Raw genomic sequence first — 19,586 nt, forward strand, 5'->3', positions numbered from 1 at the left:
ACCCTCTAGGCCGTGGGCAGCGCTTTGGCTATGCCGCGCGCACTTCGCCGCCGCCCATCGCTGCCACCTGCGCCCGATCGCGCGCGATGATCGTCGCGAAGCTCGGCCGCGCATGGATCGCCTCGACATAGGCCGCGGTCCGCGGATAGCGGGAGGCATCGACGCACACGCCGATGCACCCCAGCGTCGCCAGCGGGCTCGCCACCGAGATGTCGGCCAGGGTGAAGCGGTCCTCCACCAGGAAGCCGCTGTCCGGAATCGTCCGCTCCAGATAGTCGAGCAGCGGCGGCAGCTGCTCCTTCTCGGCCTGGTCGGCGGCGTCGTGATCGCAGGGGATATGCATCACCCGCGGCTTGACGAACCGGTTGCCAAAAATCGCCCCGCCGGCCGCCATCATCAAAGTATCGGCCATCTCGTCGAACCAGATCGTGCGGGCGCGCGCCTGCGGCTCCAGCGGGATCAGGTTGGGCTCGGGGAACTTGGCCTCGAGATAGGTCACGATCGCGGTGGAATCGGCGATGGTAAAGTCGCCGTCGCGAAAACCAGGCATCTTTCCGAACGGGCTCGCGGCGCGGAAATCGGGGTCAGGGCTGCCCGGCCCGGCGAACTTCAGCTGCAATTCCAGTCCCTTTTCCGCACCGAACACCATGCACTTGCGCACGTAAGGCGACAGGGTTGAACCATAGACAATCATCGGCATTCCTCCCCTTAATACCCCGCAGCATAGCCCAAATTGCGCCGCGTCGCGCCCCCGAAGCGCGACATTGTCGCGGCGGCGTGCCAAGCTGGTGCCGATGATCGGTTCGCTTCTCCTGCTTGTCGCCTGTGCCGGCGCGTTCGGCTTTCTCCTGCTCCAGGCCCGGATCGGCCAGCTGGAGCGCACCGTGCAGGCGATGGAGGAGGAACTCGCCCGCTTGCACGATCGCACCCAGTCGGCGCCGATCCCCCGCCCGCCGGCCACCGTCACCGCCACCACAAGGTCCGGGCCGGTCCCGCCCGCGATTCCCGAACCCGCGTTGCGCAGCGAACCGCAGCCGGAACCGCTGCCAGAGCCCGAGTCGCGCTTTGCGCTTCCGCGACTCAGCTTCGAATCGCTGGTGGGTGGTCGGCTGCCGATCTGGATTGGCGGCGTCGCGCTGGTGCTCGCGGGCTTTTTCCTGGTCCGCTATTCGATCGAACAGGGTCTGCTTGGCCCCGCCGCGCGCACCACGATCGCCGCGCTGTTCGGCATCGCGCTGGTCGCAGCCAGCGAGGCAGTGCGGCGGTTGCCGGCGACGCGCGACGATCCCCGGCTGGGCCAGGCCCTTGCCGGTGCGGGCATCGCCAGCCTCTATGGCACGCTCTACATGGCTGCCGCGCTCTATCATCTGATTGCGCCGCTTTCCGCCTTCGTCCTCGTCCTGTTGGTCACGCTGGGGGCGATGGCGCTGTCGCTCCGCCATGGCCCGCCTACCGCAGTGATGGCACTGGTGGGCGGCTTCCTCGCGCCGCTGGTCGCCGGGTTCGATGCCGCCGGCGTCGGTCCGCTGCTGGTGTATCTCGGCCTGTTCGTGGCGGCGCTGTTCGGGCTGGCGGTCCATCGCGGCTGGGGCTGGCTGGCCTTTGCCGCGAGCTTCGCCGGTCTGGCCTGGGCACAGTTTCTGATCGCGGTACTCGATGGCAGCGGCAATCTCTCGGCGGTCGGCGGCTTCACCATGCTGCTCGCCGGCGGCGCCAGCGCTGCGCTGCCCGTAGCGGGGATCCGCAGCCGCTGGCTCCGCCTGGCGCCGCTGCTCGCCGGATTGCTTCAACTGGTGGTGATCGCGCCGGGGCTGGAATTCAGCGCGCTTGCCTGGAGCTTCTATCTGGTGCTCGCCGCGGCGGCGCTCGCCCTTGCCTGGCGCGACGCGACCTATCTGGCCGGTGCGCTGGCCAGCCTGGTGCTGTTGCTCGCGCTCGAGGGGCTCGCGCTGCTTGCCCCCGCGACTAGCCCCACCCCGCTGGCAGCCATCGTCGCCACGCTGTTGTTCGGTGGCACCGGCCAATGGCTGGCGCGGCGCAGCCGGGAGTGGCTGCTGGTGGCGCTGCTCGGCACCGGCGGACCGCTGCTTGTGGCGCATCTCTTCGCCGCTGCCTTGTTGCCGGGCTGGGGCTGGGGACTGCTCGAAGCCGCCGCAGCCGCGGCCTGCGCCCGCCTCGCTGTGCCGCTGCGTACCGAAGCGGACAGCCGCGCGCTGATCGCCACCACGCTCGCTACCGCGCTGCTCGCCACCGTCGCCCTCGCGCAATTCGTGCCGAACAACTGGGTTGCCGTGCCGCTCGCGGCGGCACTGCTGCTGCTCGGCATCTGGGCGCGGCAGAACACGGTGCCGTCGCTCTTCGTGCTGCCGGTGCTGCCGCTGGTCGCCGCACTCGTCGCCGCCGCGCCGCAACTGTTCGGGCTGGCCGGGCTGGTGTTCGAAACGACAACCGGCACCCGGATTGCCTATCCGCTGCTGCCGCCGTTCGCCGATCTGCTGCGCACCCTTGCCCTGCCGATAGCCGCCGCGATCGTGCTGCTTGGTGACCCGCGCCAGTTCGGTGCCGCCCGGAGATTGGCCGCGCCGCTGGCCGCAGGGCTGGGCCTGATGCTGCTCTATGCGCTCGCCAAGCAGCCGCTCGCCATCGCCACGCCCGAACGCTTCCTCGCCTGGGGCTTTGTCGAACGGGCGCTGATCACGCAGGTCTGTCTTGCCGCCGGATGGGCGCTTGCACGCGCCGGCCGCCTGCCAACGCTCAGCCGCGCGCTGCTGCTGCTCGGCCTCGCCCGCATCGTGCTGTTCGACGCGCTGATGGTCAATCCGGCGTTCGTGGCGCAGTGGAGCGGCCCGCTGCCGCTGGTGCATCTCGCCCTTGCTGCCTTCTGGTGCTGGACGCTGCCCCACTCGCGCTGGCGGATTGCCGCCGCCTTGCTCACCCTCGCCGCCGCGCTCGTCGCGATCCGCCAATGGACACATGGGCCCATTCTCACCGGGCCGATCAGCACCTTTGAGAATGGCGGCTATTCGGCGGCGTTGCTCGGCGTCGCACTGGCCTGGCTGGTCCGCGGCATCACCGCCGCGCGCCATGATTTGCGCATTGCCGGCCTCGTGCTGCTCACCTGCGCCACCTTCAAGGTGTTCCTGGTCGATGCCGCCGCGCTGGACGGGCTGCTGCGCATCCTTTCCTTCCTGGGGCTCGGCGTGGCGCTGATCGCGATCGGCTGGGCCTATAGCCGGTTCCTTGCCCGCCCCGCCGCCACGCCGTCGTCCGATCCCGGCAGACCATAATGGTCCGCCACCCGGTCGAGCGCGAGGCACAGCACCAGCTTGCCCGCCCGGCTGGGCCAGCCAAGCGCCTGTTCCGCCTCGCGCAGACCTTCGCCGGCGCACACCACGCGCCATAGCACGTCCGCCAGCCCCCGCCCTGCCGCCGCGATCGCCACGTCGAAGCGGCGCTTGGCGGCAATCTGCGCCAGGGTCGGGTCCATCGGTGCCGGTGCGCTTCGCCTTCCGTCAGAGCGCGGTGCCGGATCCCAGCACATCGTCACCCGCGGACCCAGCGCCGCCCGCTCATAATCGGCGCGCAGCCGCTCGCCCGCTTCGAACTGGCGCGCATCGACATGGCCGCGTGCGCGCAGCCAGCGCAGCGGTGACTCGGCCAGGTTCACCGTGACCCGCCGTCGCGCACGGCTCTGCACGTCCACGTTCAGCACCTGCTCCACTCGATCCTGCATCGCGTGATCTCCTTTCGTTCCGAGTCGCACCCTCTTGCCATCGCGGCGCATCTGTAGGAAAGGAGAAAACCGATTTGGTTAGGAGTGGGCGATGATCACTGCCATTCGCGAAGTGCGCCGCGCCAAGGGACTGACGCTCGACGATGTCGCGCAGCGCTGCGTGCCGCCGACGACGGCGCAGACGATCGGCCGGCTCGAAACCGGTACGCGCACCGTATCGGTGGCATGGCTCAACCGCATCGCTGCGGCGCTGGACGTCGATGCCGCCGATCTCGTTCAGCTGCCCGAGCGGCCCGACATCCCGGTCGCCGCGCTGCTCGAAGCCGATGGCGCGCACGCACCCCGCCGCCCTAGCACGCTGGTGCCACCGCGCCCTGAAGCGGGAACGGTCGCGATCGCGGTGGAGGCGAGTATCGGCGAATATCGCGCCGGCGACGCGATCTGGTGCGAACGGCTTGCGCCGCCAGACTTCGGCCGTGCTCTCAATCGCGACGTGCTGGTGCCGCGCCCTGCCGGGCGGTTCCTGTTCGGTCGGCTGATCGGACGCGACGGCGATCGGCTGCAGCTGCTGCCGCCGGGCGCGGGCGGGCGCCAACAGGTGGTGGCGGATCCCGCCTGGATCGCCGTCGCCGTACGGCTGGTACGCGCGCTATAGGCATTGTTACGCCCTTGCCCGGCGGCGCAGTTGGGCGCAAAATACTTCGTACTGGAGGGACATAGACCATGAAGAAACTGGCACTCATCACGTCCGCAGCGATCCTCGCGGCGGCCACCCCCGCGTTGGCCGACGAATGGGATTTCATGCTGATCAACAGCACCGGCAAGGCCATCGACAAGATCGAAGTCGCGCCGACAGGCAGCACCGCCTGGGTCGAAAACAAGTTCGACGCCGAACTGAACAAGAACGGCAAGGTCAAGGCCGGCGGCAAGACGACGGTGCATTTCGACAAGGCGGCGTCCGCCTGCAAGTTCGATGTGCGGGGCACGTTCGAAGACAAGACCAGCGCGGTCTGGTCGAACATCAACCTGTGCGACAACAGCTATGTCACGTTGGCCTTCACGGGCGACAAGCCGACGTTCAAGGCGAACTGATCCGCCGCGGCGGGCGCCCGCGGGTGCCCGCCCCACGCGACGCAGGAGTTCGCGGCCTCACGATATCAATGTGAGAAATGGTGGGCGGTGACGGGCTCGAACCGCCGACCCTCTCGGTGTAAACGAGATGCTCTACCAACTGAGCTAACCGCCCGCAGACCGCCACGAGCGATTGCGTTGAACGCCGATGCCAAAGCTCGGCGCGAAGGGCAAGACCCTCATGCCAAATTCAGTCCCGCCCGCTTCACTGCGCCTGCATAGCGGAGCATGCCGTCGCGGGCGCGCTGGGTGAGCCCGATATAGGCGCGGCGGCGATCGTTGGTATCGGCCCGACGCTCGAACAGCCCCGCTTCGTTCATCGTGCCGATCCAGCGCAACGCGGTGGTGGGCGGCACGGCAGCAGCGATGCACAGGCTGGAAACCGATACCTGGCGGTGCTCCAGTTCGGCGGCAAACAGGTCCAGCAGCATGTCCCAGGCAGGATCGGCGAACAGCTCGCCTTCGAAGAAGTCGGCCCGCATCCGGCGTGCCCGGATCACCCGGCGGATCTCCTGCGGGCTCGGCAGGAGCGCATCGTCGCTGCGAAAGGCGAGGCTGTCGTTGCGCACCATCGCGGGCTCATCGCTCATTTCCGCACGCGTCAGCCGCGCCAGCGAATCCGCGATTCGCGCCACTTCCTCCTGGAACCGCCGCATTCGCAGCGCATCGGTGTCGCGCGCGCTGTCGTGCAGGCGCGCCGCTCCCTGCTGGCGCGCGAACAGGGCGCTGCCCAGCCGATCGGCATCGCTGGGCGCGCATTGCAGCGCCGCCTCGGGCGGCAACAGCGCGGCCGCGAGATCGATCTGGTCGTCCGCCACCGTGGCGATCAGCGGAAGGCGCCGCTCCTCCGCCAGCCCGCCCAGCCGCGCGAGCAGCGGTTCGGCCAGCGAAAGCGGCAGGCCGGCTGCCTCTAGCAGGACGATCTGCACACCGTCGGTCAGATGCGGCTCCACCAGCGCGGCGGCCGCGTCGATCGGCGTGCGGGTGCGGTATCCGGCCTGGCGGGCGGCCCGGCACGCCGCAACGCTCTCGGGCCCCTGCGCGGCGACGATCAGCGCCACTTCGGACGGAAGATCATATCGGACGGGCATGTCGCCATCGGCGTAAGCAATGTCGTGCATAACCCCCTCCAAGTTCGGCGTCTGTTCCCCATCCTTGCCGCAAAGGTCCGAAATGGCGGAGAAGGAGTTCCTCCATTTCGGATCGACCATCCCCGCCGCGGGCGCGTTCCCTCCGTTTCGGAGCAGCCGACGCGCCGTGTGCGCTATTCGAGCGCCTTCACGATCTCCTCAACCATCTTCTTGGCATCCGCCAGCAGCATCATCGTGTTATCGCGATAGAACAACTCATTGTCGACACCGGCATAGCCCACACCGCCCATGCTGCGCTTGATGAACAGCACGGTCTTCGCCTTCTCAACGTCCAGAACTGGCATGCCGTAGATCGGCGAGGACTTGTCGGTCTTGGCGGCGGGATTGGTCACGTCATTGGCGCCGATAACGAAGGCGACGTCGGTCTGGGCGAATTCCGAGTTGATGTCTTCCAGCTCGAACACGTCGTCATAAGGCACATTGGCTTCGGCCAGCAGCACGTTCATGTGCCCCGGCATGCGCCCGGCAACCGGGTGAATCGCATATTTCACCCGCACGCCATGCGCCTTCAGCTTGTCGCCCATTTCGCGCAGTGCATGCTGGGCCTGCGCCACCGCCATGCCATAGCCCGGAACGATGATCACCTGCTCGGCCTGGCTCATCAGGAAAGCGGCATCATCGGCCGAGCCGCGCTTCCACGGCCGGTCGATTGCGGCCGCGCCGCCCGCGCCGCCGCCGGCATCGCCGCCAAAGCCCCCGGCGATGACGCTGATGAAGCTGCGGTTCATCGCGCGGCACATGATGTAGCTCAGGATCGCGCCCGAACTGCCGACCAGCGCGCCGGTGACGATCATCGCGGTGTTGTGCAGCGTGAAGCCCATCGCCGCCGCCGCCCAGCCCGAATAGCTGTTCAGCATCGACACCACGACAGGCATGTCCGCACCGCCGATCGGCACGATCAGCAGGAAGCCGATCACGAAGCTCAGCACGGTGATGGTCCAGAAGATCCAGGGCGCCTGGTCCTGCGTGAAATAGCCGACCAGACCCAGGATGCCGGCGAGCAGCGCCAGGTTGATCACGTGGCGGCCCGGCAGCAGGATCGGCTTGCCGCCCATGTTGCCGTTCAGCTTCAGGAACGCGATCACCGATCCAGAAAAGGTGATCGCGCCGATCGCCACGCCCAGCCCCATCTCGACGCGACTTACGCTGAGGATCTCGCCGTCTGCGCCCAGAATCCCGAACGCGCCGGGATTGAGGAACGCCGCCGCGGCGACCAGCACGGCGGCCAGGCCCACCAGCGAGTGGAACGCGGCGACCAGCTGCGGCATCGCCGTCATCGCGATCCGCCGCGCCGTGACGATGCCGATCGCGGCGCCGATCCCGATCGCCAACAGCAGTTCGATCATTGTCAGCATGTCCAGCACCGGCGTGCCGAAATTCTCGCAGATCGCACCCGTCGGACATGGCGGAGCGATCCACGGGATGTGCGTTACCAGCGTGGTGACGACCGCAATCGTCATCCCGATCATGCCCAGCCGGTTGCCGCGCTGGCTCGACGACGGGCTGGAAAGGCCACGCAGCGCCAGGATGAAGCATACTCCCGCCACCAGATAGGCCAGCGACGCCCATGGATTGCTTGCCAGATGTTCCATGCTCAGCATTCCCCCAGGCGGCGCATCAACGCGCCTTTTTCTTGTACATGGCGAGCATCCGCGCCGTCACCGCGAACCCGCCGAAGATGTTGATGCTGGCCAGCACCACCGCGAGCAGGCCCAGCCATTTGGAGGTCGCTCCGCCCGCGCCGATCCCGCTTGCCGCGCTGGCGATCAGCGCACCGACGATAATGACCGAAGAAATGGCGTTGGTCACCGCCATCAGCGGCGTGTGTAGTGCCGGCGTCACCGACCACACCACATAATAGCCGACGAAACACGCCAGCACGAAGATCGACAGGATCGAGATGAAGTCCATAGTTACTCCTGATCCGCGCGCATCGGCGCCGAAAGATCCTTCCCGGCACGGGGAAGGGGACCAGCCGCAGGCTGATGGAGGGGGAGCCCGGCAAAGGACGCGATCGGGGACGCTACTGCGTCCGTGTCCTGCAAAATCTCCGCCGCATCGATACGCACAACATGATATCCATTATCCGCAAGAAACCGATCCTTGCGGCGGTCGTGCGCAACCACCACGGGCACCGCATGCACCTGACCATCGACTTCGATTACCAGCCGGCGCGCCAACGCGACTTCCGGCCGGATTGCCCGCTGCACTCCCCCTCCACCGCGCTTCGCGCGGTCCCCCTCCCCGTGCCGGGGAGGATCAGGGAGCGCAACCGGTGTCACGACAACAACCTCTCGTGCACCACCTTGCCGCCCTGCGTCACGCGGACGGCACTGCCGATCTCGTCGTCCAGCACCGGCTTGCCCGCATCCTTGTCCCAGAACGCAGACAGAAAGTTGAACAGGTTGCGCGCGAACAGCGCGGAGGCATCGGTCGCCAGCCGGCTGGGAACGTTGCGATGGCCGATGATCTTCACACCGTGTCGTTCGACGATTTCGCCCGGCACTGCGCCTTCCACATTGCCGCCTTGCTCCACCGCCAGGTCGACGATCACGCTGCCCGGCTTCATGCTGGCCACCTGCGCGTCGCTGATCAGTCGCGGCGCGGGGCGCCCCGGGATCAGCGCGGTCGTGATCACGATATCCTGCTTGGCGATGTGCGCGGAGACGAGTTCGGCCTGCGCCGCCTTGTATTCGTCGCTCATCTCGGTGGCATAGCCGCCGGTGCCTTCGCCTTCGATGCCCTTCACATTCTCCACGAAGATCGGCTTCGCGCCAAGCGACAGGATCTGCTCTTTGGTCGCGGCGCGCACGTCGGTCGCGGAAACCTGCGCGCCCAGCCGCCGTGCGGTGGCGATCGCCTGCAGCCCCGCCACGCCCACACCCATCACGAACAGCTTGGCGGCGCTCACCGTGCCCGCAGCCGTCATCATCATCGGGAAGGCGCGGTCAAATTCGGCCGCCGCGTCCAGCACCGCCTTGTAGCCGGCAAGGTTCGATTGCGACGACAGGATATCCATCGATTGCGCCCGCGTGATGCGCGGCATGAATTCCATCGAAAGCGCTTCGAGCCCCAGCGCGGCGTAGCGATCGAGTCGCGCCCGCTCGCCGAACGGGTTCAGCCCGGCAACCAGCCACGCGCCCTGCTTCAGGCCCGCCAGGCTGTCCGGATCGGGGCCCTGCACGGCCAGCACGATATCGGCGTTTGCGAGCACCTCCGCCCGCGATCCCAGCGTCGCGCCGGCGTCGCGATAGGCCTGGTCACTATAGGATGCGGCTATTCCCGCGCCGCTTTCGATTGCCACGTTCGCTTGTAAGCCGATGAACTTCTTCACCGTTTCCGGGGTAGCCGCAACCCGCCGCTCAGCAAACGCGGCCTCTTTCAATACAGCGATCTTCACGTCAATGTGCGATCAGGAAGACGACAAAGGCGGCAATCAGCACGACGATGACCGTTCCCCATTTCATCAATGCAGTGAAACCGTGGAAGGTATCGAGATGCGTTTGGACCTCGCCAGCGTTTTCGCCCGTTTCCGCCATGGATCAGCTTCCTCTCCAAAGGTGCCCCATGCCTTATACCGCTGCGTCGCGCGCCCTCAACCCCGCCGGCCCAAGAACTGGTTCGTGCAGGCTTAAGCCGAACTTTACGCATCTGTACTAGAGATGCGGCTCGAAACGGGACAATTGGGACTGGAGTCGGCATGACGCGCAACGGACAGCGCCTTCTGTTGCTGATCGATTCGGAACCGGCGCAGCGGCGTCTGGTGGCGGCGATCGCATCGCGCCGCAGCTGGCGGACGCTGTTCGCCGACGACGCCGGCTCGGCGCTGTCGACGCTGGCGACCGCCGAGGGCATGGCGGTAGATGCGATCATCCTCGATCATTCGGGTTCCGATGCGGATGCTTCGGCGCTGATCGGCGATCTGCGGGCACGCCGCCCGTCCTTGCCGATCCTCGTCCTGGCAGCCAATGGCTCGGTCGCCGCGGCGGTTGCGGCCATGCGCGCGGGGGCCAGCGATTTCCTGGTCAAGCCGATCGCCTCCGAACGCCTGCTCGCGGCGCTGGAAGCGGCGCTCGGCGGCAGCAGCGCCGGCGAGCTCCGGCCGCTGACCGAAAAGCTCACCGCCAATCTCGGCTTCGGCGGCATCGTCGGCTCGGCGCCGCAGTTCCGCGCCGCGCTGGCGATCGCAGCGAAGGCGGCTCGCGCCCGCGTCCCGGTGCTGATCGAAGGCGAAAGCGGCGTCGGCAAGCACGTGGTCGCCGAAGCGATCCACAGCGCCTCGCCGCGCAGCCGCAAGGAACTGGTCTGCGTCAATTGTGGTGCGATCACCGCCAATCTCGTCGAATCGGAGCTGTTCGGGCACGAGGAAGGCGCCTTTACCGGTGCGTTCGAGCGCAAGATCGGCCGCTTCGTCGATGCCGATGGCAGCACCATCTTCCTGGACGAAGTCAACGAAATGCCGCTGGAGGCGCAGGTAAAGCTGCTGCGCGTGCTGCAGACCGGCGAGATCCAGCCGCTCGGCGCCCGGCATCCGCGCGAAGTGGATGTGCGTATCGTCGCCGCCAGCAACGTGCCGCTGCTCGCCGAAGTCGAAGCAGGCCGCTTCCGCGAAGATCTCTATTATCGGCTGAACGTCGTGCAGGTCACCATCCCGCCGCTGCGCGAGCGCGCCGGCGACATCCCGGCGCTCGTTCGGCATCTGCTCGGTCGCATCGCCGAACAGCCGGGGCTGCGCGCGCTCGGGATCAGCGAAGACGCGCTGCAGTTGCTCAGCAGCTATGATTGGCCGGGCAATGTCCGCCAGCTGCAAAATGCATTGTTCCGCGCGGCCGTGCTCTGCGACGAAGACGGGCTGACGCAGGAGGATTTCCCGCAAATCGCCCAGCTCACCCGCGGTCGTTCGGCCACGCCCGGCCCGATGGGAGCGGCCGCCGCGGCCGCGGCCGGCATCACGCTGTTCCGGCCCGACGGCAATCTGCGCCCGCTCGACGAGATCGAGGCGGATGTGATCCGGCTGGCGATCGGCCATTATCGCGGCCGGATGACCGAGGTCGCCCGCCGCCTCGGCATCGGTCGCTCAACGCTGTACCGAAAGCTCGGCGAGCTGGGGATCGATCAGACCGCAGCGTGAGGCGCGGTGAGCGCGGCATCCTGCATGCCGCGCCACACCCGCAGCGCCTGGACGCTCTCGAACACGTCGTGGACACGCAGCAGCTGCACGCCCAGCGCGGCCCCCTTCAACGCCAGCGCGAGCGATCCGCCCAGCCGCTGTTCGGCGGGCGCGTCGTTGGCGAGCGCGCCGACCACCCGCTTGCGGCTCGCGCCCAGCAGGATCGGGCAGCCGATCCCGTGGAACAGCGCCAAGCCGTTCATCAGCGCGAGATTGTCCGCCAGCGACTTGCCGAAGCCGATGCCGGGATCGATGACGATCTTCGCCCGGTCGACGCCGGCGGCAACCACGGCCTCGACGCGCGCCTCCAGCCAGTCATAGACCTCGATCAGCACGTCGGCATAGCCGCCCGTCCCCTTGGCGCCGTGCTTGGGGTCGGCGGCGTGCATCAGCACGACGGGGCAGCCCGCGCGCGCGACCACCTCCAGTGCACGATCGTCGTAGAGCAGCGCGGACACGTCGTTGACGACATGCGCGCCCGCAGCGAGCGCCGCCTCCATGACCGCCGCCTTGCGGGTGTCGATCGAGATCGCCGCGCCGCTCGCTGCCAGCCGCTCGATCACCGGCACGACGCGCGCAATCTCGTCGCCTTCCCACACCGTTTCCGCGCCCGGCCGGGTGGATTCGCCGCCCACGTCGAGGATCGCCGCGCCGGCAATGCTCATGTCGACACCCGACTGCGCGGCAGCGGCCGGGTCGCCCAGATGCTTGCCGCCGTCGGAGAAGCTGTCGGGCGTCATGTTGAGGATCGCCATCACTTGCGGCTGATCGAAGCGCAGGGTGCGGGTGCCGAGGGTCAGCGGCGGGCGGGGCGCGGTGATGCGCGCGGCGATGGAGGCGAGGCGGGGATCGGCCTCGGCATCGGAGATGGAGACGGCGCGCTGAAGAACCCGCTTACCGTTCTCCACTGCGATCAGTTCATAGCCGGAGAACCAGCAAAGCCCGCCCGCCAGCCGCGCGACCTCGCCATCGCGCCCGACGGGCGTGTCGACGAACTGGATCGGGCGGAGGTAGAGGCGCGCGGCGGACGGAAGGTTGAGCATTCGGTCGTGCTACCGGCGCAACGCTCGCAATAAAAGCGCAACCCTCTAAGCCTTCGCTCCCGTCCCGCTTGCGGGAGGGGTCGGGGTAGGGGCGGGCGGGACGCAGGCTACGCCGGTGAAGAAAGAACCTCCACGTCGCACCCTCCCCTAGCCCCTCCCGCAAGAGGGAGGGGCATTTGACGGCAGGCGCTTACGGCTGCGTCGCGAGCAGATAGGTCTGGCGAAGCGCGTCGATCGGCTTGAGGCCGCCCTGATCCTCGTAATGCCAGAAGGTCCAGCCGTTGCAGCTCGGCGCGCCCTGCAGCGTCGCACCCAGCTTGTGGATCGACCCCGCCTGCCCGTCGCAGCTCAGCGAGCCGTCCGCGCCCACCACCGCGCGCCAGCGGCCCTTCACGTCGCTCAGCACGGTGCCGGGTACGAAATAGCCATTTTCGACCAGCTGGCCGAACGCCACGCGCGGGGCGGCCTTGGGAGCCTGCATCGTCTGCAGCGCGCTCTCGTCGAGCGGCAGCGCGGCGGCGATGCGCTCCAGCGCCGCTTCCACGTACACGCCCTCGCGATCGATGCCGATCCAGCGCCGGCCGAGGCGCTTGGCCACCGCGCCGGTGGTGCCGGTGCCGAAGAACGGATCGAGCACCACGTCGCCCGGCTTGGTGCAGGACAGCAGCACGCGGTACAGCAGCGCCTCCGGCTTTTGCGTCGGGTGGACCTTGTGACCGTTCTTCTTCAGCCGCTCTTGCCCGCTGCAGATCGGGAATTCCCAGTCGCTGCGCATCTGCAGCTCGTCGTTGAGCGTCTTCATCGAGCGATAGTTGAAGGTGTAGCGCGACTTCTCGCCCTTCGACGCCCAGATCAGCGTTTCGTGCGCGTTGGTGAACCGCGTGCCCTTGAAGTTGGGCATCGGGTTGGCCTTGCGCCAGATGATGTCGTTGAGGATCCAGAAGCCCAGATCCTGGATCGCCGAGCCCACCTTGAAGATGTTGTGGTAGCTGCCGATCACCCAGATCGTGCCATCGTCCTTCAGGATGCGCCGCGCCTGCGCCAGCCATTCGCGGGTGAACTTGTCATAGGCAGCGAGGCTGTCGAACTTGTCCCACTCGTCCGTCACCGCGTCGACATGGCTGCCGTCGGGACGGTTGAGATCGCCGCCCAGCTGCAGATTGTACGGCGGATCGGCGAAGATCATGTCGATCGACTTGTCGGGCAGCCCGCGCATCGCCTCGATGCAGTCCTGGCGCAGGATCGTGTCCAGCGGCAGCACGGCCGGCGCCTGCTTCGCGACGCGCGCACCCGCCCGTTTGACCTTCTCCAGCACGCCCATGAATCATTGCCCCTTCGCTCAAAAGGCACCCCTATTCGGGGCCGAGCGACTCCTCCGTCAAGAGGGGGGATCGCCGGGTGGTGACCCGAAGCAGGTAGTTGGCGCGGCGGAACATTTCGGCACCCGCCATATCTTGAGTCAAGAAGTTATCCACAGGCCCAAGCGCTGGTGGGTGTGGCCGAAAAGACTCAGTTCCGGTTTCGTGAAAATTTTCCCGCCCTGTGGATAAGCTGGAACGTTCCGCCAACGATTCAACCGATCGCGATGGCCTCACCGCCGCCCGCGACGCTTGCCGCGAGCCGCGCACGGGCCTGCGTGAACAGTCCCAGTTCGTAGAGCGCCTGCGCCTCGCGCCCCAGCCATTCGGCCTCGTCGCCGAATCGGAGGCGCGCCGCGACGCACAGCGCCACGCGCACTTCACACGAGGTGCCCGCCGCCTGCATCGCCCTGCGCAGCGCCTTGCGACTGGGCCGCGGCCCCAGCATGTCGGAGGGCAGGCGCAGCGACAATGCCCGCTCCCGCCAGGGTTCGATCTCGCCCAGATCGGCGAATGCGCTCGCCAGCGCCGGATCGCGCAGCGTTTCCAGAAAGGCGATGTGCAGCGGATGCATCGGGTCGGTCAGCGCCGCACCGTCGTCGAAGCGGAAGCGGATCGCCCCCAGCCCGCGCGATTCGGCATAGCGAACCATCGCCGCCATTTCGTGGAAGCTCGCCGGCCCGACGATCGCCTCGCGCAGCAGTTCGGCCAGGACGGGATCATAGCGCGTCACGGGCTGGAACCCGCCGGCCGCCCCTCCCATGATGCTGCCCATATATGCCATGCCCGCTCCTCCCGCTGCTATCCTTCCATTGTAGGACGGCGGCGAAAGCGCAGGGCGCACTAGGCAAAATTTGCCGGGTTATTCCGCCGCGATCGGCCCGAAATCGAGATGTGCCTGCGCGACCGGCGCAAAGCTGCGGCGATGGTGCGGTGTCGGGCCCAGCGCGCGCAGCGCCTCCTGGTGGGCCTTGCCGCCATAGCCCTTGTTCGATGCCCAGCCATAGCCGGGGAACTGCGCATCGAGTTCCACCATCATGCAGTCGCGCCGATGCTTGGCGACGATCGAGGCCGCCGCAATCGACAGGCACAGCGCATCGCCGCTCACCACCGCCTCGCTGCGATGATCCCATTTCGGGCAGCGATTGCCGTCGACCAGCACGAAGGCGGGCGGGAAGCCGAGGGACTCTACCGCGCGCGTCATCGCCAGCATCGTCGCCCACAGGATGTTCAGCCGGTCGATCTCCTCGACGCTGGCGATCCCCACCCCCACCTTCGCGCAGGCGAGCAGTTCCTCGCACAGCCGCGCGCGCTTGGCGGCCGTCAGCGCCTTGGAATCGTTGATGCCCTCGGGAATGCAGTCCGGGTCCAGCACCACCGCGGCGGCCACCACCGGTCCGGCCAGCGGACCGCGCCCGGCCTCGTCCACTCCGGCTACCGGGCCGGCGTGGCGCTGGAAATAGCGGGTTTCGTAGGAAAGGTCAGGCATCGTCCTCGATCCGCCATGGCGGAAAGCGGCGCATTTCGCCAGCCTGATATAGCCGGATCTGGTTGCCGGCAGGATCTCGCAACCGCGCCTCGCGCCAGCCCCATTTCTCGTCCTTGGGCTCCTGTTCGAAGCGGAAGCCCTGCTGCTGGAGATAGGCGACGGTCACGTCGAGGTCGCCGCATTCGAAATAGACCACCGGCGCGGTGTACGCCTCGTCGGTCGCGATCGAGAAGGTCGCGCCGCCCTCGGTCTCGAAGCGCGCATAGCGGGGGCTGGCGCGCACCACCTGCCGCAGCCCGAGCAGCCGATAGAAGCGCTCGCTCGCCACCAGATCCTGCGCCGGCACCGTCACTTGGTTCAGCATCGGCTCGAAGAAGCTCATGTTGAGGTCGAGCCGCACCGCCTGCTGCGCCATCGGCCCGTGTCCCCGCCCCAGCCCCTCGGCCTCGCGCATCGCGATTCGCACGAAGCGCCGCGCCCGGCTCACCGCCTCGGGCAGGTCCCATTCGCAGGCGAGGCCGCAGGCGATGGCGGAGGCCAGCGTGCAGCCGGTGCCATGGTCGTTCTCGCTGTCGATCTTCGGATCGCGCCACTCGATCCGCGGCGGGTCCTCCGGATTGAACGAATAGAGGGTGTCGACCACTTCCGGCCCCGCGCCATGCCCGCCCTTCACCAGCACCGCGCAGCGATGCGCCGCCACGATCTCCTGCGGATCGCGGCCCAGCGCCTCCAGCTCGGGCAGGTTGGGCGTCACCACGGTCGCCCGGTCCATCAGCCGCTCGAACGCGGCGACGGTCGCGTCGTCGGCCAGCCGGGCGCCGCTCGTCGCCACCATCACGGGATCGAACACCACCGGCACGCCGGGCAGTTCGTCCAGCCGCTCGGCCACTGCCAGCGCGGTGCGGGCCGAACCGATCATGCCGATCTTCACCGCATCCACGCCGATGTCGCGCACCACCGAATCGATCTGCGCCAGCACCATGTCGGTCGGCACGGCATGCACCGCCTGCACGCCCACCGTATTCTGCGCGGTGATCGCGGTGATCGCGGTCATCGCGTGGCCACCCAGCATGGTCACGGTCTTGATGTCGGCCTGGATCCCGGCGCCCCCGCCGGAATCCGAGCCTGCGATGATCAGCACGCGTGCGCCCATGCCCTTACCCCTTGTGCTTCCGCTCGGTGGATGCCGGATGCCGCTTTAGCGCATCGCCGACCCGCGCGGGACGATCGAGCAGTTCGCCGCCGCAATTGGGGCAGCGCTCGTCGAGTTCGTCGGCGCATTCGGCGCAGAAGGTGCATTCGAACGAGCAGATGAACGCGCCGCCGGCATCGGCCGGCAGGTCGGTGCCGCAGCGTTCGCAATCGGGCCGCATGTCCAGCATCAGGCTGCCGCCTCGCGCACCGCGTCGCAGATCCGGTCGACCACCGCTTCCACCTGCCCGCGATCATCGCCTTCGGCCATGACCCGGATCACCGGTTCGGTGCCGGAGGCGCGGATCACCAGCCGGCCGCGCCCCTTCAGCTCGACTTCTGCCCCTGCAATCACCTCCTGCACGCGCGCATCCTCCAGCGGCTTGCCGCCGGCGAAGCGGACGTTCTTGAGGAGCTGCGGCAATGGCTCGAACCGGCGCAGCACTTCGCTGGCCGGCGCACCCGCGCGGACGATCTCGGCCAGCACCTGCAGCGCCGCGACAAGCCCGTCGCCGGTGGTGGCATAGTCGGAGAGGATGATATGCCCGCTCTGCTCGCCGCCGACATTATAGCCGGAGCCGCGCATCTTCTCGAGCACATAGCGGTCGCCCACCTTGGTGCGCACCAGCCCCAGGCCCTGCGCGGCGAGGTGCCGCTCGAGCCCCAGGTTCGACATGACGGTGGCCACCAGCCCGCCACCGGCAAGCTTACCCTGCCGCGCCCAGCCGGTGGCGATCAGCGCCATCAGTTGGTCGCCGTCGATCACCGTGCCGGTCTCGTCGACCACGATCAGCCGGTCGGCATCGCCGTCGAGCGCGATACCCAGCGCCGCCCCCGATCCCACCACCGTTTCGCACAGCACCTGCGGCGCGGTGGAGCCGACGCCGTCATTGATGTTCTTGCCGTTGGGGGAAACACCGATCGAGACGACTTCCGCGCCCAGTTCCCAAAGCGCCGCGGGCGCCACCTGATACGCCGCGCCGTTGGCGCAATCGACCACCACTTTCAGCCCGTCCAGCGTCAGTTCGGACGGAAAGGTCGATTTGGCGAAGTGGATATAGCGGCCCCGCGCATCCTCCACGCGCCGCGCCCGGCCGATGGCGGCGGAAGGCGCCAGCGCCACATCGCCCTCGATCAGCCCTTCGATCGCCTCCTCGTCGGCATCGGAGAGCTTGTAGCCATCGGGCCCGAACAGCTTGATGCCGTTGTCGAAATACGGGTTGTGGCTCGCCGAGATCATCACGCCCAGATCGGCGCGCATCGAATGGGTCAGCATCGCCACCGCCGGCGTCGGCATCGGGCCGACCAGCACCACGTCCATGCCGACGCTGGTGAAACCCGCGACCATCGCATTTTCCAGCATATAGCCGGACAGTCGCGTATCCTTGCCGATCACCACCCGGTGGCGGTGATCGCCGCGGCGGAAATGGGCGCCGGCGGCCATGCCCACCTTCATCGCCATCGCCGCCGTCATCGGGGACAGGTTGGTCGCCCCGCGGATGCCGTCGGTGCCGAAATATTTTCTTGCCATGCTGCTCGTTCTCGCGCCCTTGTCGCGTTGTGTGCGTGCTGTGATAGCGGCGAAAATCTCAAAGGGCGAGCATGTCGCAACCAACCCGTATTCTTCTTTCCCTGCTGGCCGGGCTCGCGATCGGCGCCACATTGTCGGCCTATTCGCCGCAGACCGGCCTTGCCGTCGCCGGCTGGGCACAGCCGGTGGGCCAGGCCTGGCTCAACGGCCTGCAGATGACGATCGTGCCGCTGGTGGTCGCGCTGCTGATCACCGGCGTCACCGCCACGGCAGAGGCCGCCGCCGCCGGCCGCCTCGCCGGGCGGGCGATCGCGCTCTATGTCGTGCTGCTGTTCTGCTCCGCGCTGGTCGCCGCGGTGCTGACGCCGCTGTTCCTCCAGATCGCGCCGCTGCCGCAGGAATCCGCTGCCAGCCTCCGCGCGGCGCTGAGCGGCGCGGAAAAGATCGGGCCGGTGCCCCCGCTCGGCGAGTTCCTGGCGGCGATCATCCCGGCCAACATCGTCAAGGCGGCGGCGGAAAACGCGTTTCTTTCGCTGATCATCTTCTCGCTGGTCTTCGCCTTCGCGATCACCCGGGTAAGCACGGAATCGCGCACGCTGCTCACCAACTTCTTCATCGCAGTGCGCGACGTGATGCTGGTGGTGATCGATTGGGTGCTCTGGATCGGCCCCATCGGCGTGTTCGCGCTGGCGCTGGTGGTCGGCGCCAAGGCGGGCACCGGCGCATTCGGCGCGCTGCTCCACTACATCCTGATCGTCGCCAGCGTCGGCCTGGTCATCACGCTGCTCGCCTATCCGGCGGCGGTGCTCGGCGGGCGCATCGGCCTCGGGCGCTATATCCGCGCCGCGCTGCCCAGCCAGGCGGTGGCGATCAGCACCCAATCGTCGCTTGCGACGCTGCCGGTGATGGTCGAAAGCGCCGAGGAAGTGGGTGTGCCGGTGGCCGTCTCCGGCGTCACCATGCCGCTGGCGGTGGCGATCTTCCGCGCGACCGGCCCGGCGATGAACTTCGCCGTGGCGATCTATGTCGCCACCTGGTTCGGCGTGCCGCTGTCCGTCCCCACGCTGCTCGTCGGCGCGGTGGTCGCGATGCTCACGTCGCTCGGCTCGGTCAGCCTGCCCGGCACGGTCAGCTATGTCAGCGCCATCTCCCCTGTCGCCGCGACGATCGGCGCGCCGATCACGCCGCTGGGCCTGCTGGTCGCGGTGGAAACCCTGCCGGACATCATGCGCACCGTCGGCAACGTCACCTGGGATCTGGCGACGACGATCTGGCTGTCGCGCAAGGCCGAGGCACCGGTGTCCGCACCGGCCGAATAGCGGCCGAGAGTTCGCCAGGAACCCGGCCCCGCGCTCCTGCGAGAGCAGGAATGCGGCGCTGCCGAGTCAGCCCAATGAAGGAGCGGGTCTGCTGCAGCGCGCCGAATGGCGAAATGTGGTGGGAGGCTGCCGTTCAGCTAGAACGGCAATTGCAATTTTACGGATGATACTCCTCGATCGCTCTGCCGCCTTCGGTTACGCTTTTCATATCTATGACTAGCAGAAAGTCGTTATTAGGGCCGTCCGTCAATATGTAGCCGTCTACTACTGCTTTAAACCCAACAGGCCGGCTGCGTTTCTCAGAATATTCCTTTAATCTAGTGAAAATAGCAGGAGGGTTTATGTCTCCGAGTGAGTATAAATTGAAATATCTTCCACCGCACGAATCTATTTTAACTTTCGTGCCGACGGCTCCAAATATGACACCTGATACTGGTAGTTCGCGTATGCGCTTTCCGAACTGACAGGAC

The 19,586-nt window shown here is 67.5% G+C and carries 20 protein-coding genes and 1 tRNA gene; 5 read left to right on the forward strand and 16 right to left on the reverse strand.

Translation table 11 applies throughout. The features are described 5' to 3' along the window. Positions 1-28 precede the first annotated feature (28 nt). Positions 29-700, reverse strand: coding sequence for a glutathione S-transferase N-terminal domain-containing protein (locus tag B215_RS0114880; protein ID WP_019370441.1), 672 nt, complete (start codon positions 698-700; stop codon positions 29-31). A 94-nt stretch (positions 701-794) separates the two neighbouring features. Between B215_RS0114880 and B215_RS0114885 the strand changes: the two genes are divergently transcribed. After that, positions 795-3,287, forward strand: a complete 2,493-nt coding sequence (locus B215_RS0114885) for a DUF2339 domain-containing protein (protein WP_037513905.1) — start codon at positions 795-797, stop codon at positions 3,285-3,287. On the opposite strand, the gene B215_RS20225 is transcribed toward B215_RS0114885, so the two are convergent. Then, a complete protein-coding gene (locus B215_RS20225) occupies positions 3,227-3,733 on the reverse strand; it encodes a DUF6456 domain-containing protein (RefSeq protein ID WP_050990192.1) in 507 nt (168 codons plus the stop codon). The genes B215_RS0114885 and B215_RS20225 overlap by 61 nt on opposite strands. Positions 3,734-3,824: 91 nt before the next feature. On the opposite strand from B215_RS20225, the gene B215_RS0114895 reads away from it, so the two are divergent. Together B215_RS0114895 and B215_RS0114900 are read left to right on the forward strand one after the other, a co-directional pair. Next, positions 3,825-4,388: a helix-turn-helix domain-containing protein gene (locus B215_RS0114895; RefSeq protein WP_019370444.1), complete on the forward strand. Its 564-nt coding sequence runs from the start codon at positions 3,825-3,827 to the stop codon at positions 4,386-4,388. Between the two features lie 68 nt (positions 4,389-4,456). Further along, positions 4,457-4,825, forward strand: a complete 369-nt coding sequence (locus tag B215_RS0114900; protein WP_019370445.1) for a hypothetical protein — start codon at positions 4,457-4,459, stop codon at positions 4,823-4,825. 78 nt (positions 4,826-4,903) lie between these two features. On the opposite strand, the gene B215_RS0114905 is transcribed toward B215_RS0114900, so the two are convergent. From B215_RS0114905 to B215_RS20955, 7 genes are all read right to left on the reverse strand, one after another. Next, a tRNA-Val gene (locus B215_RS0114905) sits at positions 4,904-4,979 on the reverse strand. 64 nt (positions 4,980-5,043) lie between these two features. Next, positions 5,044-5,985 (reverse strand): hypothetical protein, encoded by a 942-nt coding sequence (locus B215_RS0114910; protein WP_019370446.1) that lies wholly within the window; start codon positions 5,983-5,985, stop codon positions 5,044-5,046. Between the two features lie 143 nt (positions 5,986-6,128). Beyond that, on the reverse strand, positions 6,129-7,607 hold the full coding sequence (locus B215_RS0114915) for an NAD(P)(+) transhydrogenase (Re/Si-specific) subunit beta (RefSeq protein WP_026009291.1): 1,479 nt from the start codon (positions 7,605-7,607) through the stop codon (positions 6,129-6,131). 25 nt (positions 7,608-7,632) lie between these two features. Beyond that, positions 7,633-7,926 carry a proton-translocating transhydrogenase family protein gene (locus B215_RS0114920; protein WP_019370448.1) on the reverse strand — a complete coding sequence of 98 codons (294 nt, stop codon included), beginning with the start codon at positions 7,924-7,926 and terminating at the stop codon, positions 7,633-7,635. Positions 7,927-7,928: 2 nt separating this feature from the next. Further along, the gene (locus B215_RS21590; RefSeq protein ID WP_019370449.1) at positions 7,929-8,195 is read right to left on the reverse strand and encodes a DUF559 domain-containing protein; all 267 of its coding nucleotides are present in this window, start codon (positions 8,193-8,195) and stop codon (positions 7,929-7,931) included. A gap of 98 nt (positions 8,196-8,293) precedes the next feature. Continuing rightward, positions 8,294-9,415, reverse strand: coding sequence for a Re/Si-specific NAD(P)(+) transhydrogenase subunit alpha (locus B215_RS0114930; protein ID WP_026009292.1), 1,122 nt, complete (start codon positions 9,413-9,415; stop codon positions 8,294-8,296). A 1-nt stretch (position 9,416) separates the two neighbouring features. After that, positions 9,417-9,554 carry an aa3-type cytochrome c oxidase subunit IV gene (locus tag B215_RS20955; RefSeq protein ID WP_019370451.1) on the reverse strand — a complete coding sequence of 46 codons (138 nt, stop codon included), beginning with the start codon at positions 9,552-9,554 and terminating at the stop codon, positions 9,417-9,419. A 161-nt stretch (positions 9,555-9,715) separates the two neighbouring features. Between B215_RS20955 and B215_RS0114940 the strand changes: the two genes are divergently transcribed. Next, positions 9,716-11,146 (forward strand): sigma-54-dependent transcriptional regulator, encoded by a 1,431-nt coding sequence (locus B215_RS0114940; protein WP_019370452.1) that lies wholly within the window; start codon positions 9,716-9,718, stop codon positions 11,144-11,146. Here the strand turns inward: B215_RS0114940 and folP are convergent. The 7 genes from folP to glmM form a co-directional block, all read right to left on the reverse strand. Then, positions 11,131-12,228, reverse strand: a complete 1,098-nt coding sequence (gene folP, locus B215_RS0114945) for a dihydropteroate synthase (protein WP_019370453.1) — start codon at positions 12,226-12,228, stop codon at positions 11,131-11,133. The genes B215_RS0114940 and folP overlap by 16 nt on opposite strands. 190 nt (positions 12,229-12,418) lie before the next feature. Further along, positions 12,419-13,549 (reverse strand): site-specific DNA-methyltransferase, encoded by a 1,131-nt coding sequence (locus tag B215_RS0114950; RefSeq protein ID WP_019370454.1) that lies wholly within the window; start codon positions 13,547-13,549, stop codon positions 12,419-12,421. A 251-nt stretch (positions 13,550-13,800) separates the two neighbouring features. Further along, positions 13,801-14,370 (reverse strand): hypothetical protein, encoded by a 570-nt coding sequence (locus B215_RS0114960; protein WP_019370456.1) that lies wholly within the window; start codon positions 14,368-14,370, stop codon positions 13,801-13,803. Between the two features lie 78 nt (positions 14,371-14,448). After that, a complete protein-coding gene (locus tag B215_RS0114965; RefSeq protein ID WP_019370457.1) occupies positions 14,449-15,075 on the reverse strand; it encodes a ribonuclease HII in 627 nt (208 codons plus the stop codon). Beyond that, a complete protein-coding gene (thiD, locus tag B215_RS0114970; protein WP_019370458.1) occupies positions 15,068-16,228 on the reverse strand; it encodes a bifunctional hydroxymethylpyrimidine kinase/phosphomethylpyrimidine kinase in 1,161 nt (386 codons plus the stop codon). The genes B215_RS0114965 and thiD overlap by 8 nt, the downstream gene beginning before the upstream one ends. 4 nt (positions 16,229-16,232) lie before the next feature. Then, entirely contained in the window at positions 16,233-16,457 is a 225-nt protein-coding gene (locus B215_RS0114975) for a DUF1272 domain-containing protein (RefSeq protein WP_019370459.1), read from the reverse strand. Then, on the reverse strand, positions 16,457-17,797 hold the full coding sequence (gene glmM / locus B215_RS0114980; protein ID WP_019370460.1) for a phosphoglucosamine mutase: 1,341 nt from the start codon (positions 17,795-17,797) through the stop codon (positions 16,457-16,459). The genes B215_RS0114975 and glmM overlap by 1 nt, the downstream gene beginning before the upstream one ends. A 71-nt stretch (positions 17,798-17,868) precedes the next feature. On the opposite strand from glmM, the gene B215_RS0114985 reads away from it, so the two are divergent. Further along, complete coding sequence (locus B215_RS0114985) at positions 17,869-19,116, forward strand: dicarboxylate/amino acid:cation symporter (RefSeq protein ID WP_019370461.1); 1,248 nt, start codon at positions 17,869-17,871, stop codon at positions 19,114-19,116. Positions 19,117-19,586 lie beyond the last annotated feature (470 nt).

It is taken from the genome of Sphingomonas sp. ATCC 31555 (assembly GCF_000282895.1).
GTDB lineage: Bacteria > Pseudomonadota > Alphaproteobacteria > Sphingomonadales > Sphingomonadaceae > Sphingomonas.

Coding starts and splice junctions, on each gene's coding strand:
- B215_RS0114940 (WP_019370452.1), top strand. CDS start 9,716: ATGACGCGCAACGGACAGCGCCTTCTGTTGCTGATCGATTCGGAACCG.
- B215_RS0114895 (WP_019370444.1), top strand. CDS start 3,825: ATGATCACTGCCATTCGCGAAGTGCGCCGCGCCAAGGGACTGACGCTC.
- B215_RS0114985 (WP_019370461.1), top strand. CDS start 17,869: ATGTCGCAACCAACCCGTATTCTTCTTTCCCTGCTGGCCGGGCTCGCG.
- B215_RS0114915 (WP_026009291.1), bottom strand. CDS start 7,607: ATGGAACATCTGGCAAGCAATCCATGGGCGTCGCTGGCCTATCTGGTG.
- B215_RS20225 (WP_050990192.1), bottom strand. CDS start 3,733: ATGCAGGATCGAGTGGAGCAGGTGCTGAACGTGGACGTGCAGAGCCGT.
- B215_RS0114950 (WP_019370454.1), bottom strand. CDS start 13,549: ATGGGCGTGCTGGAGAAGGTCAAACGGGCGGGTGCGCGCGTCGCGAAG.
- thiD (WP_019370458.1), bottom strand. CDS start 16,228: ATGGGCGCACGCGTGCTGATCATCGCAGGCTCGGATTCCGGCGGGGGC.
- B215_RS0114965 (WP_019370457.1), bottom strand. CDS start 15,075: ATGCCTGACCTTTCCTACGAAACCCGCTATTTCCAGCGCCACGCCGGC.
- B215_RS0114900 (WP_019370445.1), top strand. CDS start 4,457: ATGAAGAAACTGGCACTCATCACGTCCGCAGCGATCCTCGCGGCGGCC.
- B215_RS0114960 (WP_019370456.1), bottom strand. CDS start 14,370: ATGGCATATATGGGCAGCATCATGGGAGGGGCGGCCGGCGGGTTCCAG.
- glmM (WP_019370460.1), bottom strand. CDS start 17,797: ATGGCAAGAAAATATTTCGGCACCGACGGCATCCGCGGGGCGACCAAC.
- B215_RS20955 (WP_019370451.1), bottom strand. CDS start 9,554: ATGGCGGAAACGGGCGAAAACGCTGGCGAGGTCCAAACGCATCTCGAT.
- B215_RS0114885 (WP_037513905.1), top strand. CDS start 795: ATGATCGGTTCGCTTCTCCTGCTTGTCGCCTGTGCCGGCGCGTTCGGC.
- B215_RS0114920 (WP_019370448.1), bottom strand. CDS start 7,926: ATGGACTTCATCTCGATCCTGTCGATCTTCGTGCTGGCGTGTTTCGTC.
- folP (WP_019370453.1), bottom strand. CDS start 12,228: ATGCTCAACCTTCCGTCCGCCGCGCGCCTCTACCTCCGCCCGATCCAG.
- B215_RS0114910 (WP_019370446.1), bottom strand. CDS start 5,985: ATGCACGACATTGCTTACGCCGATGGCGACATGCCCGTCCGATATGAT.
- B215_RS0114880 (WP_019370441.1), bottom strand. CDS start 700: ATGCCGATGATTGTCTATGGTTCAACCCTGTCGCCTTACGTGCGCAAG.
- B215_RS0114975 (WP_019370459.1), bottom strand. CDS start 16,457: ATGCTGGACATGCGGCCCGATTGCGAACGCTGCGGCACCGACCTGCCG.